Raw genomic sequence first — 24,033 nt, 5'->3', positions numbered from 1 at the left:
TGTTCGTCACCGAGCGCGATGCCCTGGTGGTCGATGCGGTGGACTTTGACGTCAGCCGTGTGAATGCCGAGGCGAACATCATTACTCAGAACAGCGCTTTGGAAGACGTGCGAACCACCACGGACTCGGAGGGTGCGATCGTGCTCGTGACCGGTGGGGACCTGACCCTTAATGCAGGTTCCGACAGCAGTGAGGCCCTGGTGGCCGATGGCAGCGGTAACGTGCGGTTGGATGTCACCGGAGCGTTGACGCTGAATGCGGAGCTGGATGCCGGCAGCGGTCATCTCAGCCTGTTGGCCATGGGTACCCTGACCCAGGCGGCCTCGGGTGATGTGACGACCTCGGGCACGGGCACCCTTGATGTGCAGGCCAACGCCATTGCGATGGCCGGGGAAGCGGTCACCTCTGCGGGCAGCGGCAACGTCCGTTATGTGGCGACCGACACCTTGGCCCTGGGTGCCCTCAGTACTGGTGGTAATGTCAGTCTTAGCGCTGCCAGCATTACTGATAGCAACGACATGGCGATGAACGTATCGGCGAATCAGCTACGGATTGTCACCACAGGCACGGATGACGGCCAGGGTGTTGGCACAAGCAATGATGCTCTGGAAATCGACGTCGACCGACTAGCTGCGAGCGTTTCGGGCACCGCCACGGGCGGCTTGTTCCTCACCGAAGCGGACAGCATCAGCGTCGGAACTTTGAGCGCCATCACCATTAACCGGGTTGGTGCTGATGACACCGATTTGGCGCTCACCGATGACGCTCTGGGCGATCTGGCGTCGGCGGGTCACCTGGTGCTGAGTACAGCGGCGGGTCGCATTGAGACGCTCGCTACCAACGGTGAAATCACCGCAGCGGGCAATCTGCTGCTGAAGGCTGCTGGCGCGGACTCCGATCTGGTGTTGAATGCCGCGGTATCGAGCACCGGCGGCCACGTCAGTCTGGATGCCGGTCGGGATCTGTTGCAGAACGCGGGTATCACAGCCGGCGGCGCTGGCAAGAGTGTGGATGTGCTGGCCGGTGGCGATGTCACTATGGCCGCAGGCACCGGTATCACCAGTACCGATGGCAATGTGCGTGTGGAAGCCAGTGATTCGGTGGCGCTGCGCAGCATCAGTGCCGGCAGCGGCCATGTTGCTGTGCTGGCGACAATGGGGGCGATTGTTGATGCCGACGATAACGACAGCGTGAATGTCACGGCGACCGACCTGATTCTGCAGGCCGGTGCCGGTGTGGGTAGCGGCTCGAACGCCATTGAGACCGGGGTGAGCACGTTGGCGGTCGGTGCCGGCACCGGTGGAGTGTTCGTCACCGAGCGCGATGCCCTGGTGGTCGATGCGGTGGACTTTGACGTCAGCCGTGTGAATGCCGAGGCGAACATCATTACTCAGAACAGCGCTTTGGAGGACGTGCGCACCACCGCGGACTCGGATGGTGCGATCGTGCTCGTTACCGGTGGGGATCTGACCCTTAATGCGGGTTCCGACAGCCGTGCGGCCGTGGTGGCCGATGGTAGTGGTAACGTGCGGTTGGATGTTACCGGTGCGTTGACGCTGAATGCGGAGCTGGATGCCGGCAGCGGTCATCTCAGCCTGCTGGCTACGGGTACGCTGACCCAGGCGGCCTCGGGTGATGTGACGACCTCGGGCACGGGCACCCTTGATGTGCAGGCCAACGCCATTGCGATGGCCGGGGAAGCGACCACCTCGGCGGGTAGCGGTAACGTCCGTTATGTGGCGACAGAAACGCTGGCGCTGGGTGCGCTGAGCACCGGTGGCAGTGTGAGCCTGATGGCGGGCAGCATCAGCGACGCCAACGGCGCGGCGGTGAATGTGACGGCGGACGAGCTGCGCCTGGTCACGACCGGTAATGGCGCCGACGAAGGCGCCGGTACCGGGGCCGATGCTCTGGAAACCAAGGTGAACCGACTGGCAGCGGATGTTGCCGGGGCGAGTGGACTGTACCTGGTTGAAACCGACAGCCTGATTCTGGGCAGTCTGGATGCAATCAACGTCCATCAGGTGGCTGCGGACGGGGTGACCCTGACACAAACGACAGACGTGGCGCTGTCGGAGGTAAGCAGTGCCGGTGCTCTGGTGCTGATTACTGGTGAGGGCAGTCTGACCACTGAAGCCGAGGGTGGTGTGGTGTCGGCAGCGGGCAACCTGCTGATGAAGGTCGGTGGTGCGGAGTCTGATCTGGAGCTGAATGCCGCGGTATCGAGCACCGGCGGCCATATCAGTCTGGATGCCGGGCAGAACATTGCCCAGAACGCCACGATCGCAACCCAAGCCGATGGAAAGTCCATTGATCTGCTAGCCGGTGGCGATGTCACCATGGCAGACGGAACCCGGACACTGACCAATGCCGGCAATATTCGGTACCAGGCGACCTCCGGTGACCTGACCGTGAGTAGCCTCGATGCCGGCAGCGCCGATGTGAGCCTTGTCGCACAGTCTATTCTGGACGGCGGCGAGAGCCATATCGATGTCAGTGCCAATAACCTCCGGCTTCAGGCGGCTAACGGCATTGGCAACGACGGCACCTTTACCAATGCGCTCGATACCCGCGTCGATATCCTGACCGCAAGCGCATCCTCCGCCGGTGTCTTCATCAACGAATACGATGCTCTGACGCTTGATAACGTTGGCCCAGTGTCCGTAAGTCGGGTGCTTGCAGATGGGTCTTCGATCAATCCTGATAGTACAGAGTCTGTCGTTATAGACAGTCGTCAAAGCCGAGCGGTTACCGGCGGTACAGGCTCTATCGTGATCGAAGCGGGAAGCCTCATTGCCAATCCGGACGGTGATGCACAGAACGTTGCGGTCAGCGCGGTGGGTAGCGGCAATGTAAGGCTGCAGGCGCGCGGCGATAACGACACTGATGGCAATCTGGATGTCCGGGGCCTTGTTCGTGGCGGTTCGGGCCATATCAGCCTGCTGGCCGCGGGAGATGTCAATCTGGCGGGCCTGGCCAATATCCTTAACACGACTTCTGACTCCAGCATTGAAGTGGACGCAGGGCAGGATATCGTGATGGCGGCAGACGCCACGGTTACCTCCGTGGGTAGCGGTAACGTCAGGTTCGAAGCCGGTCGTGATATCCAGGTTGCGTCGATCAGCGTCGGCGCGTCTTCCTCGGCGGGCAAGGTTGCCCTGGTTGCGGGCGGCTCAATAATCGATGCACACGTCAGCGAAGGCGATCAGTCCTCCGGGACAGTGAACATCGTCGCTGCCGGCCTGCTGATGAATGCGGGAGCCGGAGTTGGATCCGAAACCAACCGGATCGAGACTAACGTATTCACTGTCTCCGCCCATGCCGAAACTGAAGGCATGTATCTGTACGACACCACGTCGGTGACCGTCGGTCAGGTCAGCGTGACTTCACAGCGAGTGCAGGAGGATGCGTCTCTGGCGAATGCCGTGAGCGATCTCTCAGGGCCTGTTGTTGATGAGCAAAGTGATCTTCAGACGATGGCCGGTGGTGACCTTGTACTCGGCGCAGCAGCGATCACTGTTGCAGAGGATGCGCTGGTCCAGGCAGCGAATGGCGATGTGCAATTGCTCGCCAGTGGCAATATCACTTTGAGCAATAGTGCGAGCCTTGATGCGGTCAACGGTAACCTTGAAGTGACTTCGACCGGAGGAAATATTGAGGTCAACGATGGGGTCATTTCCGCTGGTGGGAATCTGGAACTGACCAGCGCCCTAGATACTATGTTGACCGCGACTGTAGCCGCTACCGGTGAATCGAAGCTGACTGCCGGCGGTGATCTGTCGATGATTGGTGACTACACGGGTGGCGGTGATATCACCATCGATGTGACTGGAATCACGGCCATCACGAATACCGGTGAGGATGCTTTCACGGCCGGGGCTTCGTTGGATCTAGCGAGTGCGGGTACCGCCACGCTGACCGGCAGGTTCGACGTAACAGCCACGAGTCTTTTGACCGTGGGTGACGAAACCAACATTAGTAGCTTGGTTGTAGACGGCACTTACACCGGGCTGGGCAATGTCGAGCTGGATGTCACCGGTGCGACCGCGATCGACGGTTCGTTCACCGTGGGTGATGACGACGTCAACGATGCCAGCACGTTTGTGCTCAATGGAGACGGTGTGATCCGACTGGGCAGTGAGGCTGAAGGCATCATCTTTGATGTGGCGAGCGATGCGACCCTTGACGGCGGTGCAGCAGTTACCATGACCGGCGATGTGGTCGTCGGTGGTGCGCTGGATCTGGACAGCGATGGCACTACCACGCTGATAGGAACTCTGGATGTCGCGGGCCTATCTGATCTGAATGTCGGCGGTGACCTGGCGATTGACGGCAGCTACACCGGCAAGGAGAGCACAACCATCAATGTCACTGGCAGCACCACGCTGGATGGCACGTTGGATGTGACCAATGCACTGAGATTGACTGGTGCCGGTGCTATTACCTTGGCGGACACTGTCACAGCAACGGGTAACGCCACGATTAACGGCAAAGCGAGTGTCAGCCTGAACGGTTCGCTGGATGTTGACGGCAACTTGGATCTGGACAGCGTTGGCAACACTACGCTGACCGGCATCCTGGATATTGCGGGCACTTCTGATCTGACGGTCAGCGATAACCTGGTGATCGATGGCAACTACACCGGTGGGGCTAAAGTGACGATTGACGTAGTCGGCACCACGGCCATCACCAATAGCGGTGAGAATGCCTTCACTGTAGGCGGAGCTTTGGATCTGGACAGCGTTGGTATTGCCGCGCTGACCGGCACCTTCGATGTAACCGGTGCCAGCATGCTGAATATTGGTGAGGAGAGCACGGACAGTGCGCTGGAGCTCACAGGCACGTTCACCGGCAAGGACAGCACCACCATGAATGTCACCGGCAGTACAACGCTGGATGGCAGCCTGGCTGTGACCAACGATCTGATGATCGACGGTATTGGTGCGATCACGCTGGGCAATAGCGTGTCGGCGACAGGCAACATGGCACTGAACGGGGGTTCGTCGGTGAGCGTGGCCGGGTTGCTGGATGTGGGTGGCAGTCTGGATCTGGACAGTGCGGGTAACACTGAGCTCTCCGGCACCGTCTCTGTGGGTGGCACCTCGGGTCTGACGGTCGGTGAAAACCTGGCCATTGCCGGTGACTACACCGGTCGCGACAACGTCAGGCTGAAAGTGGCAGGCGCAACGGAGCTGGACGGTGAGCTGGATGTGACCGGCAACCTGGTCATCGAAGGTACTGGTGCGATCACGCTGGATGACACCGTCAAGGTCAGCGGCGATGCCACCCTCCGCGGCAGCGACAGCATCGCGATCACCGGCAGCACCGACATCGACGGCAGCTTGCTGCTGGAGAGTGTGGACAGTACAACCCTGACCGGCGCCTTCGCCATCGGCGGCACGTCCGAGCTGAAGGTTGGCGGTGAGGAGAACGCGAGCGATCTGACCATCACTGGCGATTTCACTGGTCGCGACAAAGTCACGCTGACCGTGACTGGCACCACTGATCTGGATGGCACGCTGGTCGTCATCAATGATCTGCTGATCACCGGTACGGATGCGATCACGCTGACGAACCAGGTGGATGTCGCGGGCGATGCCACCATCGAAGCCGGTGCAGCGGTCACCATCACGGGTGATGTGACTATCGGCGGCAAGCTGGCACTGGAGACCGATGCCGGCACTACTCTCGACGGCACCTTCGCCATCGACGGCACCTCCGGCCTAGATGTGGGCGGCGATCTGACGATCGGAGGTGATTACACCGGTGCTGCTGATGTCACGTTGACAGTGGCTGGCGCCACCGAGTTGGAGGGCGAGCTGGACGTAACCGGAAACCTGGTGATTGATGGTACGGGCGCGATCACTACGATTAGCAGCGCTTCGTTCATTCGTGCAGAACGTCTGGATATCAACGCATCTACCGGAATCGGCACCGAGGCTCAACCTCTCCAGACAGAGGTCAACGTCCTGTCCCTGTCGGTTGACCAGGGCGATGTGTTCCTCACCAATACCTCTGATGCTCTGGTTCTGCTGGACAGTTCGGTAATGGGCCTGGGCCGTTTCCAGTTGCAGACGTCGTCGGATCTGGTCATTGCCGGTTCGCACGAGTGGTCCGGTGGCGAGAATCGCCTGCAGGCGCAGGGCGCCCTGAGTCTGGAGGCCGGTGCCGAGGTTCGGACGTTCAGTCCGACGTTGCGAGGCACCTACCGTCTGCCGGTTCCGACGTTCGGCGACCTTGAGCTGCAGGCCGATTCGGTAACCTTTGGCGAAGGCAGTTCGGTGAGCTCGCTGGGTGATGTTGATATCCGGGCGGAGGACGACATCCGGATTACCGGTCTGTCAGCGAGCCGCGGTGCGGTGTCGCTGACCAGCGCCAGCGGTCAGTTGATCGGCGAAGCGGTGCCTTCGGGGGTGAACGTGCGGGCGAAGGCGCTGACGGTGAACGCAGAGGGCTTTGCGCTCAGGGGGCTTGAGGCGGGCCAGCTGGCCGGGACGGTCGCGGGTCTGGTGCCGTCACCACTGAGGGTGGATGTGGACTCGGTGGTCTCGGTCAACGGCCTGTCGGATGTCCTGAACCTGGTGATCGAGGGAGACGGCCACCTGTTCGAGGTGAGCGACGGCACCCTGGTGTTGCATCTGGTCAGTGCGGGTAATCAGTCGGGCGCGAGCGCGCTGGATCCGCTTGAGCTGCCGGTCGAGGTCTTTGAAGCCCAGGTTGGTCTGGTGTTCCGGGATGGTGTGCCCGGGCGGGAAGGTGTGTCAGTGGATGCGTTGATTGAGGAGACCTGGGCCGAGGTGGATGGCCTGATCCGGGGCCGCCTGGAGAGTCTGTCTCAGGCGGAGGCTGACTCGGAGGCCGAGGACGACGAGGACGAGTCGGAACCGTCCCGGGTGGGCCTGTTTGGTCTGCAGGGCGACTGGGACGCCTGGCTGTCCAGCCAGGGTGTCGGCACGCCGGGTTACAACCTGTCGGCGGGCCAGGGCCTGTCGTCAGTCCTGGGTCAGGTTCCGGGTCTGCAGCCCCGGGTAACCGGGGAACTGCTCGACAATCCCAATCTGTACGACGTGTTCATTGATGATTTTGAACTGGTGTTTTAACGGGGCTCTGAAAAGAGCCCCGGAAACGGGGTTTATGACGGCCTAAAACTGCGAACGAAGAGAGTCAGGGGAAACGAATGAAAAAAGTGCCAATGTCCCGGGTATTGCTGGTCACGGCGACGGCAGGGTTTGGGTTGGGTGTGCCGGGCGTTTGGGCGTCAGAGTCCACGGTTGCGCCGTTTGCCAACGATGAGGTGGCTCTGGATCAGCGCCGTCTGATTACGTCGATGATCAGTCGGAACGGCCAGGCGTTGTTTGCCCGGCTGCAGCGGCAGGTGGCGTCGGGTGAGGTTGATCAGCAGCGGAGCCTGCTGCAGGCGGAGCTGTTTGCGGACGGTCGTTACACGGATACGGAGGTTCAGAACTCGGCCTCGGACAAGCTGTCGAGTTTCGAGCGCCGCAATCAGGATGTGTTCAAGGAACAGAGTGCCGACGTGGAAGCGGGGGTTCGGGTGCCGGTGATGACCGGGGCGGAACTGGTGCTGAGCTGGTCGGGCACACAGCGGGAGAACAACCTGATTCCGTTGTTGTCCCAGAGTGACGAGGACAATGAGGAGTTCGTCGCGTCCCTGAATCTGAGCATCCGGCAGCCGCTGCTGCAGGGGTTTGGCAACCGGGTGGCCGAGAGCCGGATCCGGGAAGCGGAGCTGCGCCAGCAGGTGGTGGAGCGGGAATTCCACGAGCAATTGCTGCGGGCCTCGTCGGAGGCCTTGCGGGCGTACTGGCGCCTGCATCTGGCAACGCGTTTTATTGAAATACAGCAGTCCGCGTTGGCCAACGCCAGGAACATCATGGAGGAGACGTCCGAACAGGTTCGTGCCGGCCGGCAACCTCGGACGGCCCTGCTGGAAGCGGAGGCCCGGGTGTTGGACAGTGAGGCGGCGGTGCACGCGGAGGAGCAGCGGTGGCGGGATGCCCAGAGCGAACTGAAGACGCTGCTGAGCCTGTCCGACGATGAGTATGACCGGTTGACGTTTGTGGCGACGGATCGACCGGAAACCGATCCGTTCCCGATGCCGCTGAACTTCCAGCGCTATGCGGACGAGGTGCTGACGCAATGGCCGGGTTATCAGGGTGCGGTTCTGAAGCGGGACATTCAGGCGCTGGAGGTTCGTCGGGCGGGCGAGGAGAACCGGAACCAGCTGGACCTGGTGACGGGGTATCGGACCAGCGCGGTGGGTGATCGTGTCAGCGACACACTGGATCAGTCGTACCAGAACGACTATCCGACCTGGTACGTGGGACTGGAGTTCAGTATGCCGCTGGGCACGAATCTGAAACGCCGGGGGTCCCTGACCAGTGCCGAGGCCCGTAAGCGGCAGGCGGATATTGAGCTTCGGGATGTGCGGGTGAGTGTTGTCAATGAATTGCGTAATCGGTTAACGCAACTGGAGATCTCCCATGGTGACCTGACCCTGGCGGCGCGCAACCAGGAGATTTACGGGGAGCTGTACGAGTCGGAGCGTCAGCGCTATGCGGCGGGCAAGAGCCGACTGCGGGATCTGTACGAACGGGAAGATGAGCGGATAGAGGCGCAGAAGCGGTACGCGGAGTCACTGGCACGGTACCAGCTGGCACTGGTGGCGATGCAGTTGGCAGAAGGCTCTTTGTTCGAGCGATACGGTATTCGTATTGGTGAAACTGGTGTCGGTTCCAGCGATAAAGGCTAAGTTTTTACAAAGATACACAAAAAACCCACTCAAAAAGTATGCAAAAGTAGTACGGTCAGATAATAATAGGTATTATCCGATGCGTTGATGGGCAGGCAGGAAGGACCCTTGGACGGATTCTTGCCCGAGTCACGAACCGTGATAGACCGAAAAAAAGTTAATGGAGAACGTATGTTTAGAAAGCTCGTACCCGTGAATAAAGAACAACACAAAGACCTGAAGATCAGAGCAATTGAGGGCTTTGGCTACGCAAAGGATTTCCACATTGCGTCACTCATGGTTCATGAGTTTGCCCGGGCTGCGTCGGTCTACCCGATTGTGTTTATTGAAGATAAAACCAAAGACGAATTTCGACCGGTCGTTTTGCTAGGCCTGAACGAAGGCGAGAATCTTTTCGTCGGTGCCGATGGTAAATGGCAGGCGTCGTACGTACCTGCGATCATTCGTCGATATCCGTTCGCGTTGGCGAAAGTCAATGACGAAGGCCAGTACACGGTTTGCATCGACGAAGAAAGTGAGACGGTCAGCCGCGACGAAGGTAAGCCGCTGTTCGGCGAGGATGGTGAACCAACCGAGGTCATTGATAATGTAAAACGGTATTTGGGGGAGCTTCAGCAAATGGAGGCTTTCACCCAGGAGTTTTGCAAGTATCTGGCACATCAGAACCTGTTTACACCGCTGAATATGCGTGTGCGTCAGGACAACCAGGTCAAGAACATCACCGGCTGTTATGTGATTAACGAAGAAAGGCTGAACAGTCTGTCGGATAATGCCATTCTGGATGTCCGTACCCGCCGATATCTTGCCCCCATCTACGCTCATCTGACCTCACTGGCGCAGATAGAAAGACTGTCTCTTCTCAAAGACGGTGTAACCGGGCTGACGCGGGAAGGTGCTGAGGCAACCGTGCCGGCGTCACCTGAAGGCGAAAAAGAGTCTACTGCAGAAGCTGAAAACATTCACTGAACCGCCTGCGGTAACAGCGATGTCGCGGGCGAAGCCCGTGACATCGCATCTTTCTTCAAACGCTCGGAAGAATATAGCCCGTTCCCTGTTTTCTTTACTGTGGCCACAGCACAGTTCCATTGGTGTGTACGCATGTTTTACTCCAGCTTCTATCGGAGCAATCGCTGCCGGACCCTTCCTGCGACAAGACTCATCCTCAGGTTGATCATCCCTCTGCTTGTTCTGACGGGGCAGCCTGGCGCGTTTGCGTCAGAACTCCGGCAATTTGAAGGCGTTGTTTATCCGGTTGAGGAGCGGGACCTTGCGCTGCCTGTGGATGGGTTGATTGATGAGGTCGCCGTATCCGAAGGGGAATCTGTCCCGAAGGGTAGAGTGCTGCTGAGACTTCGAAGCCAGTCCGCCAAATTTGAGGCGGAGCGTCGTCGCCTTGTTTGGCAGGATAACACCGCAGTGGATACCGGTAACGAACGGCTGAAGATCATTGCCGCGCAATACCAGACCCTGTCCAAACTTTTTGAGACGACCGGCACGGTCAGTAAAGACGAGCTGAACGCATTGCGCCTCGAGAAGATCCAGGCGAAAGGACAGTTGGATAATAGCCTTGTTCAGAAATCCCTCGCTGAACTCGAATACAAGACCGCCGCTCAGCGACTGCTGGAGCGCTCACTGAAAGCGCCGATTGACGGCCTGGTCACCAAGATAGAGAAATTCAACGGTGAATGGGTATCTGCCGGTGAAACCGTCATTACCATGGTGGATCTCCGTTCGGTCGTTCTCCGGACCAGTGTACCCGACGCACTCGCACGTCTACTGCAGTCGGACCAGGAAGTGACCGCCAATATTGATGGCGCTGGTCAGGTGACGGGCGTCGTTACCTTTGTAGCGCCTGTCGCGGACCCTGCAAGCGGACTGGTGAGAATCCGAATCGAAATTGCCAACCCCAATGGAATGATCCGACCCGGTACCCGGGGAAGGGTCTTGTTGTGATAGCACTCGGGGCATTGTATGTCTGACCCTCAGTCTATTATCAACGACTTGGTATCTCTTCGAGGGGCCTCGGAGATAGGTTCCGAATTCTGGGAGCGTTTTCTGCCCCCGGTATTGTCGCTCTGCCTGGCTCGGTCTGCATTCGTGGTTGAGTTCCGGGGCAACGCCTTGCACGAACTTGCTGCGGTTCTTGGGGAATCGGAGGACCGGCAGCGAGTCATTGGTGCTCCGTGGCTCGACGGTCTTGTCAAAAAAGCGCAATCGAAACAGTTCGCCGTTGGGATGCCCTCTGAAACAGCCGGTCTCATTCGTGTGGCGGTGAAGTTGAACAGTCTCGAGAATAGGTTCCTGGTTCTGCTAGTTGAGCCTCAGTCGAGGCAACGGCTGAACGAGATCATTGTTCGTGCTCAACTGATCGCCGATATTCCCGGCAGTGGATGCAATGCGACCAGTCAACCGGATGACAGGAATAACGGCGTCGCACCGGTTGTCCTGTCGTTTCTCGATCTGATGGCCGAGGCTTACCAATCAACGCGCTTTTCAACCGCTGCCTACACACTGGCAAACGGACTGGTGAGCCACAGTAATGAGATCGATCGTGCCGTCATAGGGTGGAGTGAGGGGAGCTATCTCAAAGTGAGAGCGGTCAGTCATATGGACCGCTTCGAACGCAAAACGGAACTGATCAAGAGCTTTGAGGCTGCAATGGAAGAAGCGGCCGATCAAGACTTGCCGATCAGTGTTCAGGAGGGCGCTGAGGCTGAGCCCGGCACCATTTTGCTGGCCCATCGACAACTACAGACAGATCATGGGTGTACCTCGGTCTTTTCGCTACCGCTGAAAGGAAATCACGACGGAGACGCTTTGGTCGTGATGTTGATTCGGTACGAGAAACCGATTTCAAGACAGGTGATGGAGTCACTCCACTTCCTGCTGCAAATTATTCACCCCCGGCTGAGTCACTTGCGAGAGCTGGAACAGCCGCTGCCGGCCCGCTGGTTAAAACGCTCTCGGCGACGCCTTGCCTGGCTGGTTGGGCCGGAGCATGTCTGGATCAAGACCTTCTCCTGTGTCTTTGCCTTGCTATTGCTATACGGGATTTTTGGAACTTTGCCGCATCGGGTTGAGGGAAATGCCAGCCTGGTCACGGACAGCATACGAATTGCGGGTGCGCCGTTTGATGGTCGAATAGATGAAGCGTTAGTTACAAGCGGCGATCTGGTCAAACGAGACGATGTCCTGTTGGTGATGGACCAGCAGGATCTCTTGCTGCAGCAGTCGGAAGTTCGTGCGGATCTTCTTCGAAACCAGTCTGAGATCAATCGGGCCAGAGCTCTGATGGATCTGGTGGAAACCGAAATCGCCAAAGCCCGGGTTGCCCAGAGTGAGGCCAGACTCCAGCGTCTTGGGGTTTATCTTGAACAGGCTGAGGTTAAAGCGCCTTTTGACGGTGTGGTTGTTGAAGGAGATCGGCAGTCCTTGCTGGGACTGTCTGTCAGTCAGGGCTATACGCTTTATAAGATTGCCCGGCTTGAGGGGATGTATATGACCATGACCGTACCCCAGATTGATATTCACTTTCTCGAAGAGGGTGATCGGGGCGAGTTCACCTTCGCGAGTCGCCCCGATGTCCGTATTCCATTTACCGTTCGTCGGATCATTCCAGTGGCAACCGTTGAGGACCAGTCAGGTCCCGCATTCCAGCTCAAGGCGGATTTTGAGGCTCCGGCAGAGTCCTGGTGGCGTCCCGGTATGGGTGGGCTTGCGAAGGTGGATAAGGGCAACCGGAATGTCCTGTGGGTGATTGGTCATCGCTTGGTTGATCGGGTAAGACTCTGGCTCTGGTGGTAGAACATGTCCGCAACGTTCAGTGACTCATGGCATGATGTGGCGCAGCTCAGACTCGGGCTGTTGCCGAGCGTGCGGGTGCATAAGCAAATCTATCGGGGCAGGGAGTGGTACGTTCTTCAGGAACTGGGCTCGGAGAAATACTACCGGATAACGCCTGTCGGCTATCAGTTTGTTTCCAGGCTGAACCCGAAGGAAACGGTTGGTGAGGTGTGGGAGACATTCGTCAGGGATCACTCCGAATCGGCCCCCGGCCAGGAGGATGTGATCCATATGCTGTCGCAGCTGCATCATTCCAACCTGTTGTTCTTTCGTTCCAAGGCCAATAACGAGGCGATTTTTGATCGCTACCAGAAACAGAAGACTCGGGAAAACCTCGGGAAGTTAATGGCGTTCCTGTACGTCCGTGTTCCGCTGTGGGATCCGAACCGTTTTCTGGATTTCTGGCGAAAGGTCCTGTCGCCCTTCTTCGGCACCTTTTCGTTTCTGGTCTGGCTTGTGGTCGTTTTACTGGCGGGTAAAACCGTTTTAGAGAATTGGGATACGCTCTGGCAACAGGGCCAGGGAATATTTACTCTCGGCAACCTCCCGTTGCTCTATCTGAGCATCTTTGTACTCAAAATTTTCCACGAGATGGCTCACGCCATCGTCTGCAAGAAATACGGGGCGCCTGTCCATACGATGGGCATCATGTTCATCGTCTTTACCCCGCTACCCTACATCGATGCCAGCTCAAGCTGGTCCATGCGAAGCCGTTGGCACCGGGTGTTCGTGGGTGGTGCGGGTATGTATGTTGAACTGTTCTTTGCAGCCATTGCCGCGCTAGTCTGGGTGTCCACCGGGCCCGGCGTCATCAATAGTCTTGCCTTCAATCTGATGATTGCAGGGTCCGTTTCCAGCCTTCTGTTTAACGGCAACCCGCTGCTGCGCTTCGATGCCTATTACATGCTTGCTGATGCGGTCGACATTCCCAACCTGTATCAGAAGGCGAACCAGCAATGGCTTTACTACATGGATCGCTGGCTCCTGGGTACCGAAAAATCGGAGCCCGCTGCCGGATCGCCGTCTGAGGCACTCTGGCTCTCGTCTTACGGATTTCTCAGTTTCTTCTACCGCCTATTTATTATGACTGTGATCACCATCATGGTTGCCGATATCTGGGTGGGCCTCGGCGTTCTGATGATCATCATGATGACCTTTATCTGGCTCCTGATTCCCGGTCAGAAATTGCTTAAATACCTCCTCACCAGTCCGAGACTGGTGAGGAACCGGTCGAGGGCCATTACGTTATCCATCGCATCCATCGGAGCCATACTTTTATGCTTTTTGACCGTTCCTCTTCCCCACAGCGTCAAAGCCTCGGGCGTTGTTCAGTCGGCAGACATTCACCAGTTGTTTACCCACTCCGGGGGCGCGTTGGTTGAGGTTGCGGTTGATAACGGAGACAAAATAAAGAAGGGGCAAGTCTTGCTTGGTTTCCAAAACCGGGAACTGGAACAGGAACTTCTCATTACTCGCCACCAGATTGAGGAAACGCAATGGCGGTATCGCCGTGCTCTTCAAGATACCGAGGAAGACAGTACTCCATTTCTGGAGCAACTGGCCTCATTGCAGGAGCGTGAGAAGACGCTTACCGAGCGACTGGAGAATCTGATCATTCGTGCACCGGTCGATGGTGTCTGGGAGGGGGAGGATCTTTTATCCCGACTCGGGACCAATGTCGCCAGAGGTACCATGCTGGGACGGGTTCTGTCGGTTTCGGAACACAAGTTTGTTGCCTTGGTGAAACAAACACAGGCGGATCAGTTGTTTCAGCAGGCAATCGAAACAGCCGAGATTCGTCTCTCGGGACAGGCCGAGAAGACCATTAGGAGTCAGGATCTCCGGCTGATTCCCTATCAGCAATTTGAATTGCCCTCGCTGGCACTGAGCATCAATGGCGGTGGTGACTTCGTTGCGGAATCGGACAGCATGGGGCGGCTGGTCTCAAAAGACGCCTTCTTCGAGGTTTCTGCAAAACTCCCGGATATCAGCGGCCTTCGATATTTTGACGGTGCCATTGGCCAGCTCCGCATCCATTTGGAGCCGAAAAGTGCTGCCTGGCAGTTACAACGCTATCTGCAGCAGCTCCTTCAGCAACGGTACCTGATCTGATGTCTTCATATGTCAGTGGCGGATTAAGCGGTCTGCATTACTGCGAACCGAGAACAGACGTGCGCCGTGAATATCGCTTGATCTCTCATATTCGAGTCGCTTCTCATCGACTGAGGGAATCTCGATTGATTCGTCAATACCGTGAGCAGGTGACATTGGTAAACGAGAGGGAGAGTTGGGCGTCTAATCTTGAAGATTCAGATATCAACGAAACTCTGGGTCGATTCCGGGCAAGCGCTCGGAACGACCGTCTGTTCCGTGAAGACAGAGAGCTTCTGTATCAGGCGCTGGCTGTTCTGCGAGAGTTGTGCACGCGCGAACTCGGACAACGTCCATACGATGTCCAACTACTCTGTGTGTTGGCCATGGTGGATTGCCAATTGGTTCAGCTGGCGCCGGGAGAGGGCAAGACACTAGGGCTGGGCCTCGTGGCTATTTTGTTCGCCTGGTGTGGCAAGCCTTGTCATGTAGTGACCGCAAACGAATATCTGGCAAAACGGGACGTTACAGAGCTGGAGCCTTTGTTCAAGCGATGTCAGTTGACTAGCCGTTACCTTGACTCCGAGACTCAGCAATCACAGACCGAAGAATACACCGCCAATATTGTTTATGGCACCTCTAATCAATTCCTTGCCGATTATCTGAAGGATACCCTTGCTGCTGGTGAAAGGACTGTTAACCGTCTTAGCCTGACGGTTGGTTACCTGCAAGGGAAGGCATCGACGACCCTTAAAATGCGAGGGCTGCACTCGGTCATCATTGATGAGGCCGACAGCATCCTGATCGACGATGCTTCCACACCGCTTATCATCTCTGGCCCGCAGCCAGACCCTGAATTGCAGCGTGGGATTACTGCCGCGAAAGAAATCGCTGATCATCTGGAATCCGGTCGTCACTATTGGATCGACCCCGTTCACCGCGAAGTCAAGTATACCTCCGAGGGTGAGCAACGCCTGGAATCACTTATCGATTTGTTACCTCCTCTTTGGCAGCATCCAGATCGCCGGCGCGAGATCCTCCAGCAAGCGATCCAGGCTCGTGACGTATTTTTGCGAGACCACCACTACATTATCGATGATGACAAGGTGGTGATCGTCGATGAGGGCACAGGACGGCTTATGCCTGGCCGCTCGTGGAGCAATGGGTTGCACCAGGCCGTGGAAGCACGAGCGGGCGTGCCCTTAACGGATCCGAATAAAATTCTGGCGAGAATGAGTTTCCAGAATTATTTCAAGCTATACCACCGAATGGCAGGAGCCAGCGGCACACTGCAGAACATCGAAACCGAAATCTATTTCAACTATCGAGTTCACACTCTCAGGATCCCTCCGAGACTGGAGCCCAAGCGGGTTGTTCGTCCTTATCGAGCGTTTCAGACCAATGAGGCCAAATGGCAGGCCGTCGTACAGGAAATTCTCCAGTTCCACGAGCGCCAGATACCGGTTCTCGTGGGTACCCGGAACATTGAAGACAGCGAACGGCTTGACCTTGCTCTTCGGGATTGCGGCGTCGCCTGCGAGATCCTTAATGCTAAGAATCATAAAAAAGAGGCGGAAGTGATAGCGAGAGCAGGGCGGCGCTCTTCTATAACCGTAGCGACGAACATGGCCGGCCGGGGCACGGACATCAAGGTCGATAAGGACGTACTGGACAATGGGGGACTGGTTGTCCTGATGCTTGAACCTCATGAGTCCACCCGTATTGACTGGCAACTGTTCGGACGGACTGGCCGGCAGGGAAATCCGGGCGAAGTTTTACCTCTCGCTGCTGCGGATGACGAGCTGCTCGCAAGGCACCTGCCGCGTTGGCTCAAACCTCTGAACTCGGCCATAAAACATGGCTTGCTTGCTAATGGGTTGATGACTTTTCTGATTCTTCAGGCGCAGAAGCGCGCAGAAAAACGTGCTTTTCAGCATCGGCAGCGTCTTAATGCGTTTGATCGAAAAACTCGGGAAATGATGAGTTTTATTCGGACAAATGCCTGATCAATAAATAATAGATAGGCTCGACCAGGTTTTCACGTATGAATATAGCAGTATTGTCCAGCAATAAAGGATGGAAAGATTTTTTGATGGATCTGATCGATCTTCCGAGTCACGACATAGACAGCCTGGAGTTCGATATTAACGATCAAACACCTATCACTAAGAACTACGACCTGATCCTCCTTGACGTTGAATCAGAAGAGCAGGATTTGAGTTCTTTATTGATTTTCAAGATTCGAATGAGTGTGGGCTGGAGCCCATACCTGATTGCCGTCTCAACGGACAAAAGCATTGGCCGAAATAGGCTCTTGCGTGCGGTCAGCAGTGGGGCAGACGACTTTCTTGATGATGTTTATGATATGAACGCACTTCTTACGAAAGTGTCGGCGGTGACAAGGCGTCGTTATTTTGAAATTACTCAATCGCGTAGTAGCGTCAATTATTCGATCAAGGTCCGCGAAAAGGTTGTTCTCGTCAATGGCGATCCAGTTAAGCTCAATGATAAAGAATTTGAGCTGTTCCTGTTCTTTTATGGAAACACCGATTCAGTCTTTTCTAGAGAAAGTATCTACAACTATTTATGGGGTGATGGTAAGACCAGACCTACCCGGACGCTGGACACGCATATTTCACGGATTCGTAAGCGATTAAAGCTCGATGGATCTTATGGCTTACGCCTTAAGCCAATCTACGGTGTGGGATATATCCTCGAGAGTGAGGTTCAATAACAAAAAGTCGGTAATGCGGTCATGGCAATTCGTTTTGTGTGCGAGGATGCGGTGTTTTGTGGTTGGCGGGTGGTGGTGTTTATCAGGGGAAAAAAGTTTCAAAAGAACTTCAGTGCCCGATGCCACTTCGAGGGGGTAGACCCTGATCTGTGGCGGCGCTACCAGCGCCTTAGGGCGCACTATTATCATGCAAAGTGGGGCGCGCGCGCTGCGGCTCTCAATTACATCGATTTTTTACGTTGTAACAGTCAGCAGACAAAACCGTATAGAGGTGTAGGATTCCAGGGGATTACGCTCGGTATTGGTCAATATCAGAAGAACAGGCGCTGGTACTGTTATTTTGTGGTTAATGACTCTCGCAATCCGAGAAGAATACCCATTACTGCAAAGCGAGGTTTGACTGAATCGTGGATTACAGCCGTCGAACTCTGGGGTAGACGCTTCGACATAAGGCCGAAAGATGTCCAGGAAAAAAAGAATCAGGTACCCTCTCGCAGGCAATTCAAGTTGCTTTGGAAGCGCATGAATGAGGAAGGTAAATCGATACCTGTTGAAGCTCTCTATCATGTCTTTCGCGAGAATCAGCGTGAAAATACGCATCATGCAAGGGTGACCCAATCGAACTAGTGTGGGCGGGACAAGAACGTTGGTTACCGTCTCATTCTATGCAGCTCTGCCAACTTCTGATGTAAAAGGTGGTTAATGTCTTCGAGCTCGGATATCTTCCGATCTCTTGTCTCTTTCTCCCAGGTAATCCGATCAGTAAGTCGATCGATTTCAGATGCCACCTCGGCCACTTCATCATACCGGTTGTCGGCGACTTTGGTCTGGTAATGCCCAAGATTCGCCTCTTCTAAAACATGTCGAATTTTATTAAGGCGGCGGACAAGATAATACCCGGCAGCGATGGAAAAGGCAGCCGCAGCAAGAACCTCCAAAGCGGCAATGAAAAGGCTCTGGCCTTTAATGGTCGCGATTTCCTGCTTTTGGTTCCGTAGGTCAAGTCCGACCTCAACGGAGCCGTAAGACTGGTCCGCTTTTATAATATCTGCTTTCGCCATATAGATATCAGGTAGAGCCGCGGCTTCATTTCCCGGCTGAAATGCTTGCATAAGGGCGTCAGGGTCGCCTGCCTCTGCCAGGAGGTGCCCATTGTAGTCAATTATTCTAGCGAACGCTGTCTCCGGTGTCTGGGCAGCCTGGTCAACAAATGACCTGAGAGAAGCCAGGTCCAGTGAAAGAACATCATCAGCGGTGGTTGCAGCGAAAATTTGTGCAATGGAATGGGCTCTTCGGTCTATTTCCTCGGCGCTAGATCGGTCGATAAAGTGGAAGACCGAATACAACAAAACAAGAAGCATAAAAACTTCAATTAACCCGATGCCCAATACGGCTTGCTCTCTGATCGAGAGTTTCATTGATCCGCCTCAATGTGTATGAAGTCAAGACCGAGGCCGCGTACATCATCCCAGTCAGCGTGTTCCGCGGAGGTAAGTGGCTGTAAATTTACCCCCTCAAGGATTTCCCGTCCCGATCCGGAGTCAGCTAAATTGACCAGTGCGCGTTGAAGCAGGTTGGCGGATTCCTGAGCCAACTGAGGGTTAACTGCAATAGCATGGGGGGTGAAACCTTCGGAACGCCAGAGTACTCTGACGCCTCGAAGACCTTCTTTTTGTGCTGAATCCAGGGTTCGTTCGATGCCACCGCCCGCAAGAGCAAATCCTTTTTGAACATTCAGGTAAACTGACTCATGTGAAGAGACAAATTTAGGAGTGTATGAGATTCCGAGCTTTTCGAGCTCAGCCCTCACGAGGATGGTTGCGGCGAATGCCGCTGGAGCTGGAAAGACTATTGTTGAACCCTCAAGGCCTGCTAAAGTTTTGATTTCGCTTGCCTGACGGACTACAACGATTCCGTGAATACGTTTGACAGCTTCTCGTGCAATCGCCTGATAGCCCGGATTATCACTGAATTCCACATAATGGTATGGATTCATATAGGCGATATCGTATTCCCCGTTTATGACGCGCTTTTCAAAAGTCGGAATATCGGGGGCCGTCGCAAACCTGACTGGCTTCCCTAGATGTTCCGTAAGGTAGTTCATGAGGGGAGTCCACTGCTCAGCCAGTTTGCTAGAGGATTCCTGAGGAACAACGCCGAAGGTCAAGACATTTTTGCCGTCAGCTGATCCTGCTTGGGTCGACGTTAGAAAGAGGATTAAAAGCCAGAATATCAAGTATGCCTGCAATTTCATCTTATTTGGCGTCCAACCCCGGTTACAGCGACATGAGAGCACTCTAAAATCCACTGTTAGTTTATCAGGTTCGCCGCTAATAAGAAGGCACAGGACAAGGCTATTGGACAAGCGAGTCAAAGGATTAGAAGGTTCGGTGAACGGGCGGTGAGTAGTGTGTTCAGTCGATTGCTACTGCTTTTCAAGTCGTATTGCATTGAGCTGCCAGACCATGAAACGGTGGTAGTTCTCATCGTCAAGCTCTGGTCTATCGGACAAGGGCAGGATAATCCAGAACGGACCACGCTCACGAATGGACATGAGGTTGGAGTTGATGCGAGTCGCGATGATCGCATCGAGACCCAGCACTTCTTCAAGGTTTCCGCTCACTTGATAGTCGTTCAGGGCGCGAAACGTTATTTGTGTTTCACCGGAGAGTCCAAAATTCTCAATGATGCGCTTTAAGGTCGGACCGGAAAAGGCGACTTCACCATCAAAATACGGGCTTCGGGTGATGACGGTGGTTTGCGGGAATGCTTCAAGCTCTTCGCGGTCCAGGATCAGCTTTTGGTCACCGCTGCTAATTTCCAGTGCGGGTGCCCCGATTGCGATGGCTGAGACAGATGACATAATCACAGTCATAAAAATGAGCAATGTTTTCATGATGCAGACTTTCCCGGAATTGGAGTGCGGAGCAAATTGGGGGCAATAATACCCCTCTGCGTCGGACCAAGACAAATTGCAGTTCATGGCCTGAAGATCCAGAACACCTGGTGCAGAGGGGATGGTTTAAGGGGCACAACTAGATTAAAAATAGTTCTGGACCTGCTACTGAGTCTTGTCTTGGGCGGAGGGAGGTCTTGGCGGTGGTCTGCTTCGCCCTAGCTCCTCCCAAAGGAGACATATTGCGTAAAAATAATCCAGTTGGGTTTTGGGTCTGTAGTTGGTTTCAGAAAAAAATCGTTTTACATGCTTGTTGCCAATTTGTGCACCCGGGCACCCGCAAAATTTTATAAAACGATAAACTTTTTTGACTTTCTCCTTGCGGTGAATCTTTCCACCCTTCTTCGCATATCGTTGGAGTCGGAAATGAAGCGATTCTGAACTGTTAGGTTTCTTTGCCATTATTTTTACCGAGATAAGAGTTGGTGACGTCAAGTCGGCTATGGCCAAGCTCTTCTCCAATAATTTTGCGCACTTGCTTGTCGAGTTGGCCTTTCAATTTTCCTCCAAATATCGGTGCCGGGATTCCGGTTAAACTTTGATATCGGAGACAGGCATAGACGGCTCTCAGATCTCTTATTGTCAATATTTCATACGGCTTAAGGGTCGCGCGTGTTTTTTCTATTTCGCCTATGCGAAAGGTTTTCCAAGTCATATCTTCTGGAATAATAGAGAAATGGCTTCCCTGGACAGCCGAGCCCATTTCCAGGACTCTCAACTGTTCCCTGGCATTTGTTATTGGCACATCCCGTGGCCGCCCGCCTTTGGTTCCGGAAATAACCGATATTTGATGTTTCGACAATGCAGAATCCAAAGCTTCCTGATAATTCATCAAACTGGCCTCCTTGGCCCGAAGACCAAAATACCTGGCGGCTTCTGCCACCACTCTCCCTCTCGCTAATCCCCTTCTATCCAGCGCAATCATGGCTTGCCTGAACTCCTGCTCGTCCATTCCGCCGGGTGGGACCACCCTTACATTGTCCCGACGAGGTATTCCACACTCCCGAGTTGCGCTAACAGTGTCCCAGGCACCGACATGAAAGGCTGTCATCACCGTATTCACTGCGGATACCAGGTTCTGGGCATACGCCGGCGTTGCGTCTGTCAGGCTTTTCCCGAAGGAGATGACAGTTTCCCGGTCTATGTCCTCGATTTTTAAAACGCTTTTCCTGTCCACGAGGAATTCAATAAATACAATCCACCGATCAATCAGTGTTCCGTACGATGAATACGAAAGGGTTTTCTGCCGAACTAAAGCTTTTAATTTGTCTCTCGCTATCGCGATCAACTTTTCTCTGCTCATAAAAATCCTCCAATAATGAATTAGAAAGTGATGCTGGCTCCCCGCTGAAACCTGATGGTCAGTGTTGGATGGTATGCGTTACCGATCACACGGCCGGCACCTGCCAGTTTCGATGTCAATTGTCAGGACGTTTCCGCGTTTGGCTGGGGTCATGCAACGCCGTCGTGGCTCTGGGCCGCGAAAGCACCCACGCCCTGCGACCTTGGATCGCAGGCACTTTACTGGCTGAAAGTGGGGCCCTTTGAGGTTGGATATGCGGGTTCCGTAGGTTTCCGTACGAAAAATCTCACGGATTTATCCGATATCTTATTGAAACCACGAAATTTTGTCTTTAAACCAAAATAACGTCTCTGATGGATTTCTTGAATAAGCGGTTTGTGGGTTTCGCCGGGGCAGTACCTTCGGTCGAAAGGGTGACAAGCCCGTTGTTTTGATGATGGCTTCGGAGCCGTGACTCCAAAGTTAAGTGGTAGGGCCTTGAACAAGGCTGGAAATGTTGCGATTGCTGTCTTGCCGAAGCGTGCCCAGCTAGCGTTTTAAGGCATCCGGTTTACGGTGCCGTTACTATATACGCTAGATTTGTTCCTCGGTCTTGTCAAGAGACTGATTTTAATGAATTTTGTGCGTCGGAAACGACATCGTAGCGACGTCTCTGTGCGCACTGGGAGCGTACAAGAACCACGCTAAAAGACAATTTTCCTTGTGGGCGCACAGCGGCGTCGCATTCGACACTCTGGTGAGTAATCAGTGTGAGCTGTAATGGGCGCGGGTTTATTTCTGGCGTGATTTACTGATTTTTCCCTTCACCCACGCTTCAAGCCTGTCAGATTGCCAGTAGCCGAGCAGGCCGATAGTCAGGAGTGAAAGGAAAAATGATGAAAAACCGATGAATCCTGAAATGAGATCCATAATCGTCCTCCGGTTTTTGCGTTTAGCTAATGAGAAATTAACCCGCATGCTATCGAGCTATGGTGAATTTGGAGGTTTCCGCATCTGTGTAAATATGGTGGAAACAAACACAGAAGGAAGCCCAACCATGAAAATTGAAATTCTCTTGAGAGTCATCAGAGCCACTTCTTCGTCAAAGGTTATCAAGATGGTGTCGGTCGGCGCTATAGCAACTGTCTCGCTGGTTATTCTTTCGTCGGCGTTCGCGGGTTTTGACACTGACACAGATTCATTGACTGCGTTTAGTGTTGTCTATCCGATAGTATCCGATTATTTTCGACGGAAAATATTCTTATCGGTAGTTTTAGCCGCGTTATTCTGCAATGTGATGCCGATGCTTGATGAATATTGGAGCCAAATTTTATCGGATATAGAAAACGGAATTGATGAGGAGTGATTCTCAGTTTTCTGCGCCAGGAATCCGATTTAAGACCAAGAAAACGCCAAGAGTCATCATCCCCAGCCCAGAGAGCCTCTTAATGCTCAAAGTAAATTTCTGTACGCCCATTAAACCAAAATGATCAATAAGGCTCATTGCGATGAGCTGTCCCAGCAATACAAAAGCAACCGCATTGGATATGCCAAAACGAGGTGCAACCCAAGTGATTGTCAATATATAAAATAGGACAAAGAAGCCTCCGAGATAAAAGTAAAAAGGAACATTTTCAACAAATATCCTATTAGGGAATCCTTCCGTGATGATCAAATAGGATGTTGCCAAAACTAATGCAACTGTAAAAAGAATGGTTGCGGCAAGGGCAGGACTCTGAAGTTTTATACCGAGTCCACCGTTAAGCGTTGCCATCACGGGTATTCCTATCCCCGCGACCAGCATGAGCAGGGCATAGGCGAATGAACTGTTCATTTTCTATCCTCGGGAGAGTTTCAAATTTCTTCTGCACTAACTTGGGCGGCCAAGATTTCATTAAGGCAGTGGCGAATTTGCGCAGGCATGGTTACAGAGCAATTTTGGTCACGGTCCACGAAAACGTGCACCACTTGACCATGGGCTGCGGCTTCTTCTTCCGATTCTCTGAAAATACCTAACTCATAAGTAACGGAACTGTTTCCAAGCTTCGAGACCCTGAGACCGACTGAAATTGAATCGGGATATGCAACGGGGCGTCGGAATTGGCAGGATGAGCTAACGACATAGCCCACTATTTTGGCCGAGTGAATATCGAGGCCACCCCGCTCTATTAGGTATCGATTAATCGTTGAGTCGAAATAGGAGTAATAGGTAACGTTGTTCACGTGTCCGTATACATCGTTGTCCATCCAGCGGGTGTAGACGGGGTAGAAAACCGAGAAATCCTGTCGATTCACCTTGGCCCTCCAGGAGTATGATTTTGGGCGCCTCGATTCCTGACATTGGGGCGCCCTGGTTT

Annotated in this window: 17 protein-coding genes; 10 read left to right on the top strand and 7 right to left on the bottom strand. The window is 54.4% G+C overall.

Annotated features, from left to right (window positions below):
* Positions 1-38: 38 nt before the first annotated feature.
* From BM035_RS01680 to BM035_RS01640, 9 genes are all read left to right on the top strand, one after another.
* Complete coding sequence (locus tag BM035_RS01680; RefSeq protein ID WP_139216005.1) at positions 39-7,100, top strand: hypothetical protein; 7,062 nt, start codon at positions 39-41, stop codon at positions 7,098-7,100.
* Positions 7,101-7,177: 77 nt separating this feature from the next.
* The gene (locus BM035_RS01675) at positions 7,178-8,770 is read left to right on the top strand and encodes a TolC family protein (protein ID WP_092029979.1); all 1,593 of its coding nucleotides are present in this window, start codon (positions 7,178-7,180) and stop codon (positions 8,768-8,770) included.
* 171 nt (positions 8,771-8,941) lie between these two features.
* Positions 8,942-9,736, top strand: a complete 795-nt coding sequence (locus tag BM035_RS01670; protein ID WP_092029977.1) for a SapC family protein — start codon at positions 8,942-8,944, stop codon at positions 9,734-9,736.
* Between the two features lie 132 nt (positions 9,737-9,868).
* Complete coding sequence (locus tag BM035_RS01665; protein ID WP_092029975.1) at positions 9,869-10,723, top strand: efflux RND transporter periplasmic adaptor subunit; 855 nt, start codon at positions 9,869-9,871, stop codon at positions 10,721-10,723.
* Between the two features lie 18 nt (positions 10,724-10,741).
* Entirely contained in the window at positions 10,742-12,574 is a 1,833-nt protein-coding gene (locus tag BM035_RS01660; RefSeq protein ID WP_092029974.1) for an efflux RND transporter periplasmic adaptor subunit, read from the top strand.
* Between the two features lie 3 nt (positions 12,575-12,577).
* Positions 12,578-14,725 carry a hypothetical protein gene (locus tag BM035_RS01655; protein WP_092029972.1) on the top strand — a complete coding sequence of 716 codons (2,148 nt, stop codon included), beginning with the start codon at positions 12,578-12,580 and terminating at the stop codon, positions 14,723-14,725.
* Between the two features lie 125 nt (positions 14,726-14,850).
* Positions 14,851-16,710: a preprotein translocase subunit SecA gene (locus BM035_RS01650; RefSeq protein WP_175497319.1), complete on the top strand. Its 1,860-nt coding sequence runs from the start codon at positions 14,851-14,853 to the stop codon at positions 16,708-16,710.
* Positions 16,711-16,748: 38 nt separating this feature from the next.
* Positions 16,749-17,438: a response regulator transcription factor gene (locus BM035_RS01645; RefSeq protein WP_092029969.1), complete on the top strand. Its 690-nt coding sequence runs from the start codon at positions 16,749-16,751 to the stop codon at positions 17,436-17,438.
* A gap of 21 nt (positions 17,439-17,459) precedes the next feature.
* Positions 17,460-18,065, top strand: a complete 606-nt coding sequence (locus tag BM035_RS01640; RefSeq protein WP_092029968.1) for a hypothetical protein — start codon at positions 17,460-17,462, stop codon at positions 18,063-18,065.
* Positions 18,066-18,088: 23 nt separating this feature from the next.
* Here BM035_RS01640 and BM035_RS01635 read toward each other — a convergent pair whose 3' ends face one another.
* The 5 genes from BM035_RS01635 to BM035_RS22580 all read right to left on the bottom strand — a co-directional run bounded on the left by BM035_RS01635 (position 18,089) and on the right by BM035_RS22580 (position 22,606).
* A complete protein-coding gene (locus BM035_RS01635; protein ID WP_092029966.1) occupies positions 18,089-18,856 on the bottom strand; it encodes a HAMP domain-containing protein in 768 nt (255 codons plus the stop codon).
* Positions 18,853-19,692 (bottom strand): phosphate/phosphite/phosphonate ABC transporter substrate-binding protein, encoded by an 840-nt coding sequence (locus tag BM035_RS01630; RefSeq protein WP_092029965.1) that lies wholly within the window; start codon positions 19,690-19,692, stop codon positions 18,853-18,855. Before BM035_RS01630 ends, BM035_RS01635 begins: the two co-directional genes overlap by 4 nt.
* 171 nt (positions 19,693-19,863) lie before the next feature.
* Positions 19,864-20,334, bottom strand: a complete 471-nt coding sequence (locus BM035_RS01625) for a hypothetical protein (RefSeq protein WP_254775337.1) — start codon at positions 20,332-20,334, stop codon at positions 19,864-19,866.
* Between the two features lie 445 nt (positions 20,335-20,779).
* Complete coding sequence (locus tag BM035_RS01620) at positions 20,780-21,697, bottom strand: integrase domain-containing protein (RefSeq protein ID WP_092029963.1); 918 nt, start codon at positions 21,695-21,697, stop codon at positions 20,780-20,782.
* 771 nt (positions 21,698-22,468) lie between these two features.
* On the bottom strand, positions 22,469-22,606 hold the full coding sequence (locus BM035_RS22580) for a hypothetical protein (protein ID WP_175497318.1): 138 nt from the start codon (positions 22,604-22,606) through the stop codon (positions 22,469-22,471).
* A 127-nt stretch (positions 22,607-22,733) separates the two neighbouring features.
* Between BM035_RS22580 and BM035_RS01615 the strand changes: the two genes are divergently transcribed.
* Positions 22,734-23,042, top strand: coding sequence for a hypothetical protein (locus BM035_RS01615; RefSeq protein WP_092029962.1), 309 nt, complete (start codon positions 22,734-22,736; stop codon positions 23,040-23,042).
* A 3-nt stretch (positions 23,043-23,045) separates the two neighbouring features.
* On the opposite strand, the gene BM035_RS01610 is transcribed toward BM035_RS01615, so the two are convergent.
* Together BM035_RS01610 and BM035_RS01605 are read right to left on the bottom strand one after the other, a co-directional pair.
* Entirely contained in the window at positions 23,046-23,510 is a 465-nt protein-coding gene (locus tag BM035_RS01610) for a DMT family transporter (RefSeq protein ID WP_092029960.1), read from the bottom strand.
* Between the two features lie 20 nt (positions 23,511-23,530).
* Positions 23,531-23,971, bottom strand: coding sequence for an acyl-CoA thioesterase (locus BM035_RS01605; protein WP_139216004.1), 441 nt, complete (start codon positions 23,969-23,971; stop codon positions 23,531-23,533).
* Positions 23,972-24,033 lie beyond the last annotated feature (62 nt).

The organism is Marinobacter sp. DSM 26671, from assembly GCF_900112835.1.
GTDB lineage: Bacteria > Pseudomonadota > Gammaproteobacteria > Pseudomonadales > Oleiphilaceae > Marinobacter > Marinobacter flavimaris.
The sequence above is the reverse complement of the archived record's forward strand: the minus strand, read 5'-3'. Positions and strand labels throughout refer to the sequence as shown.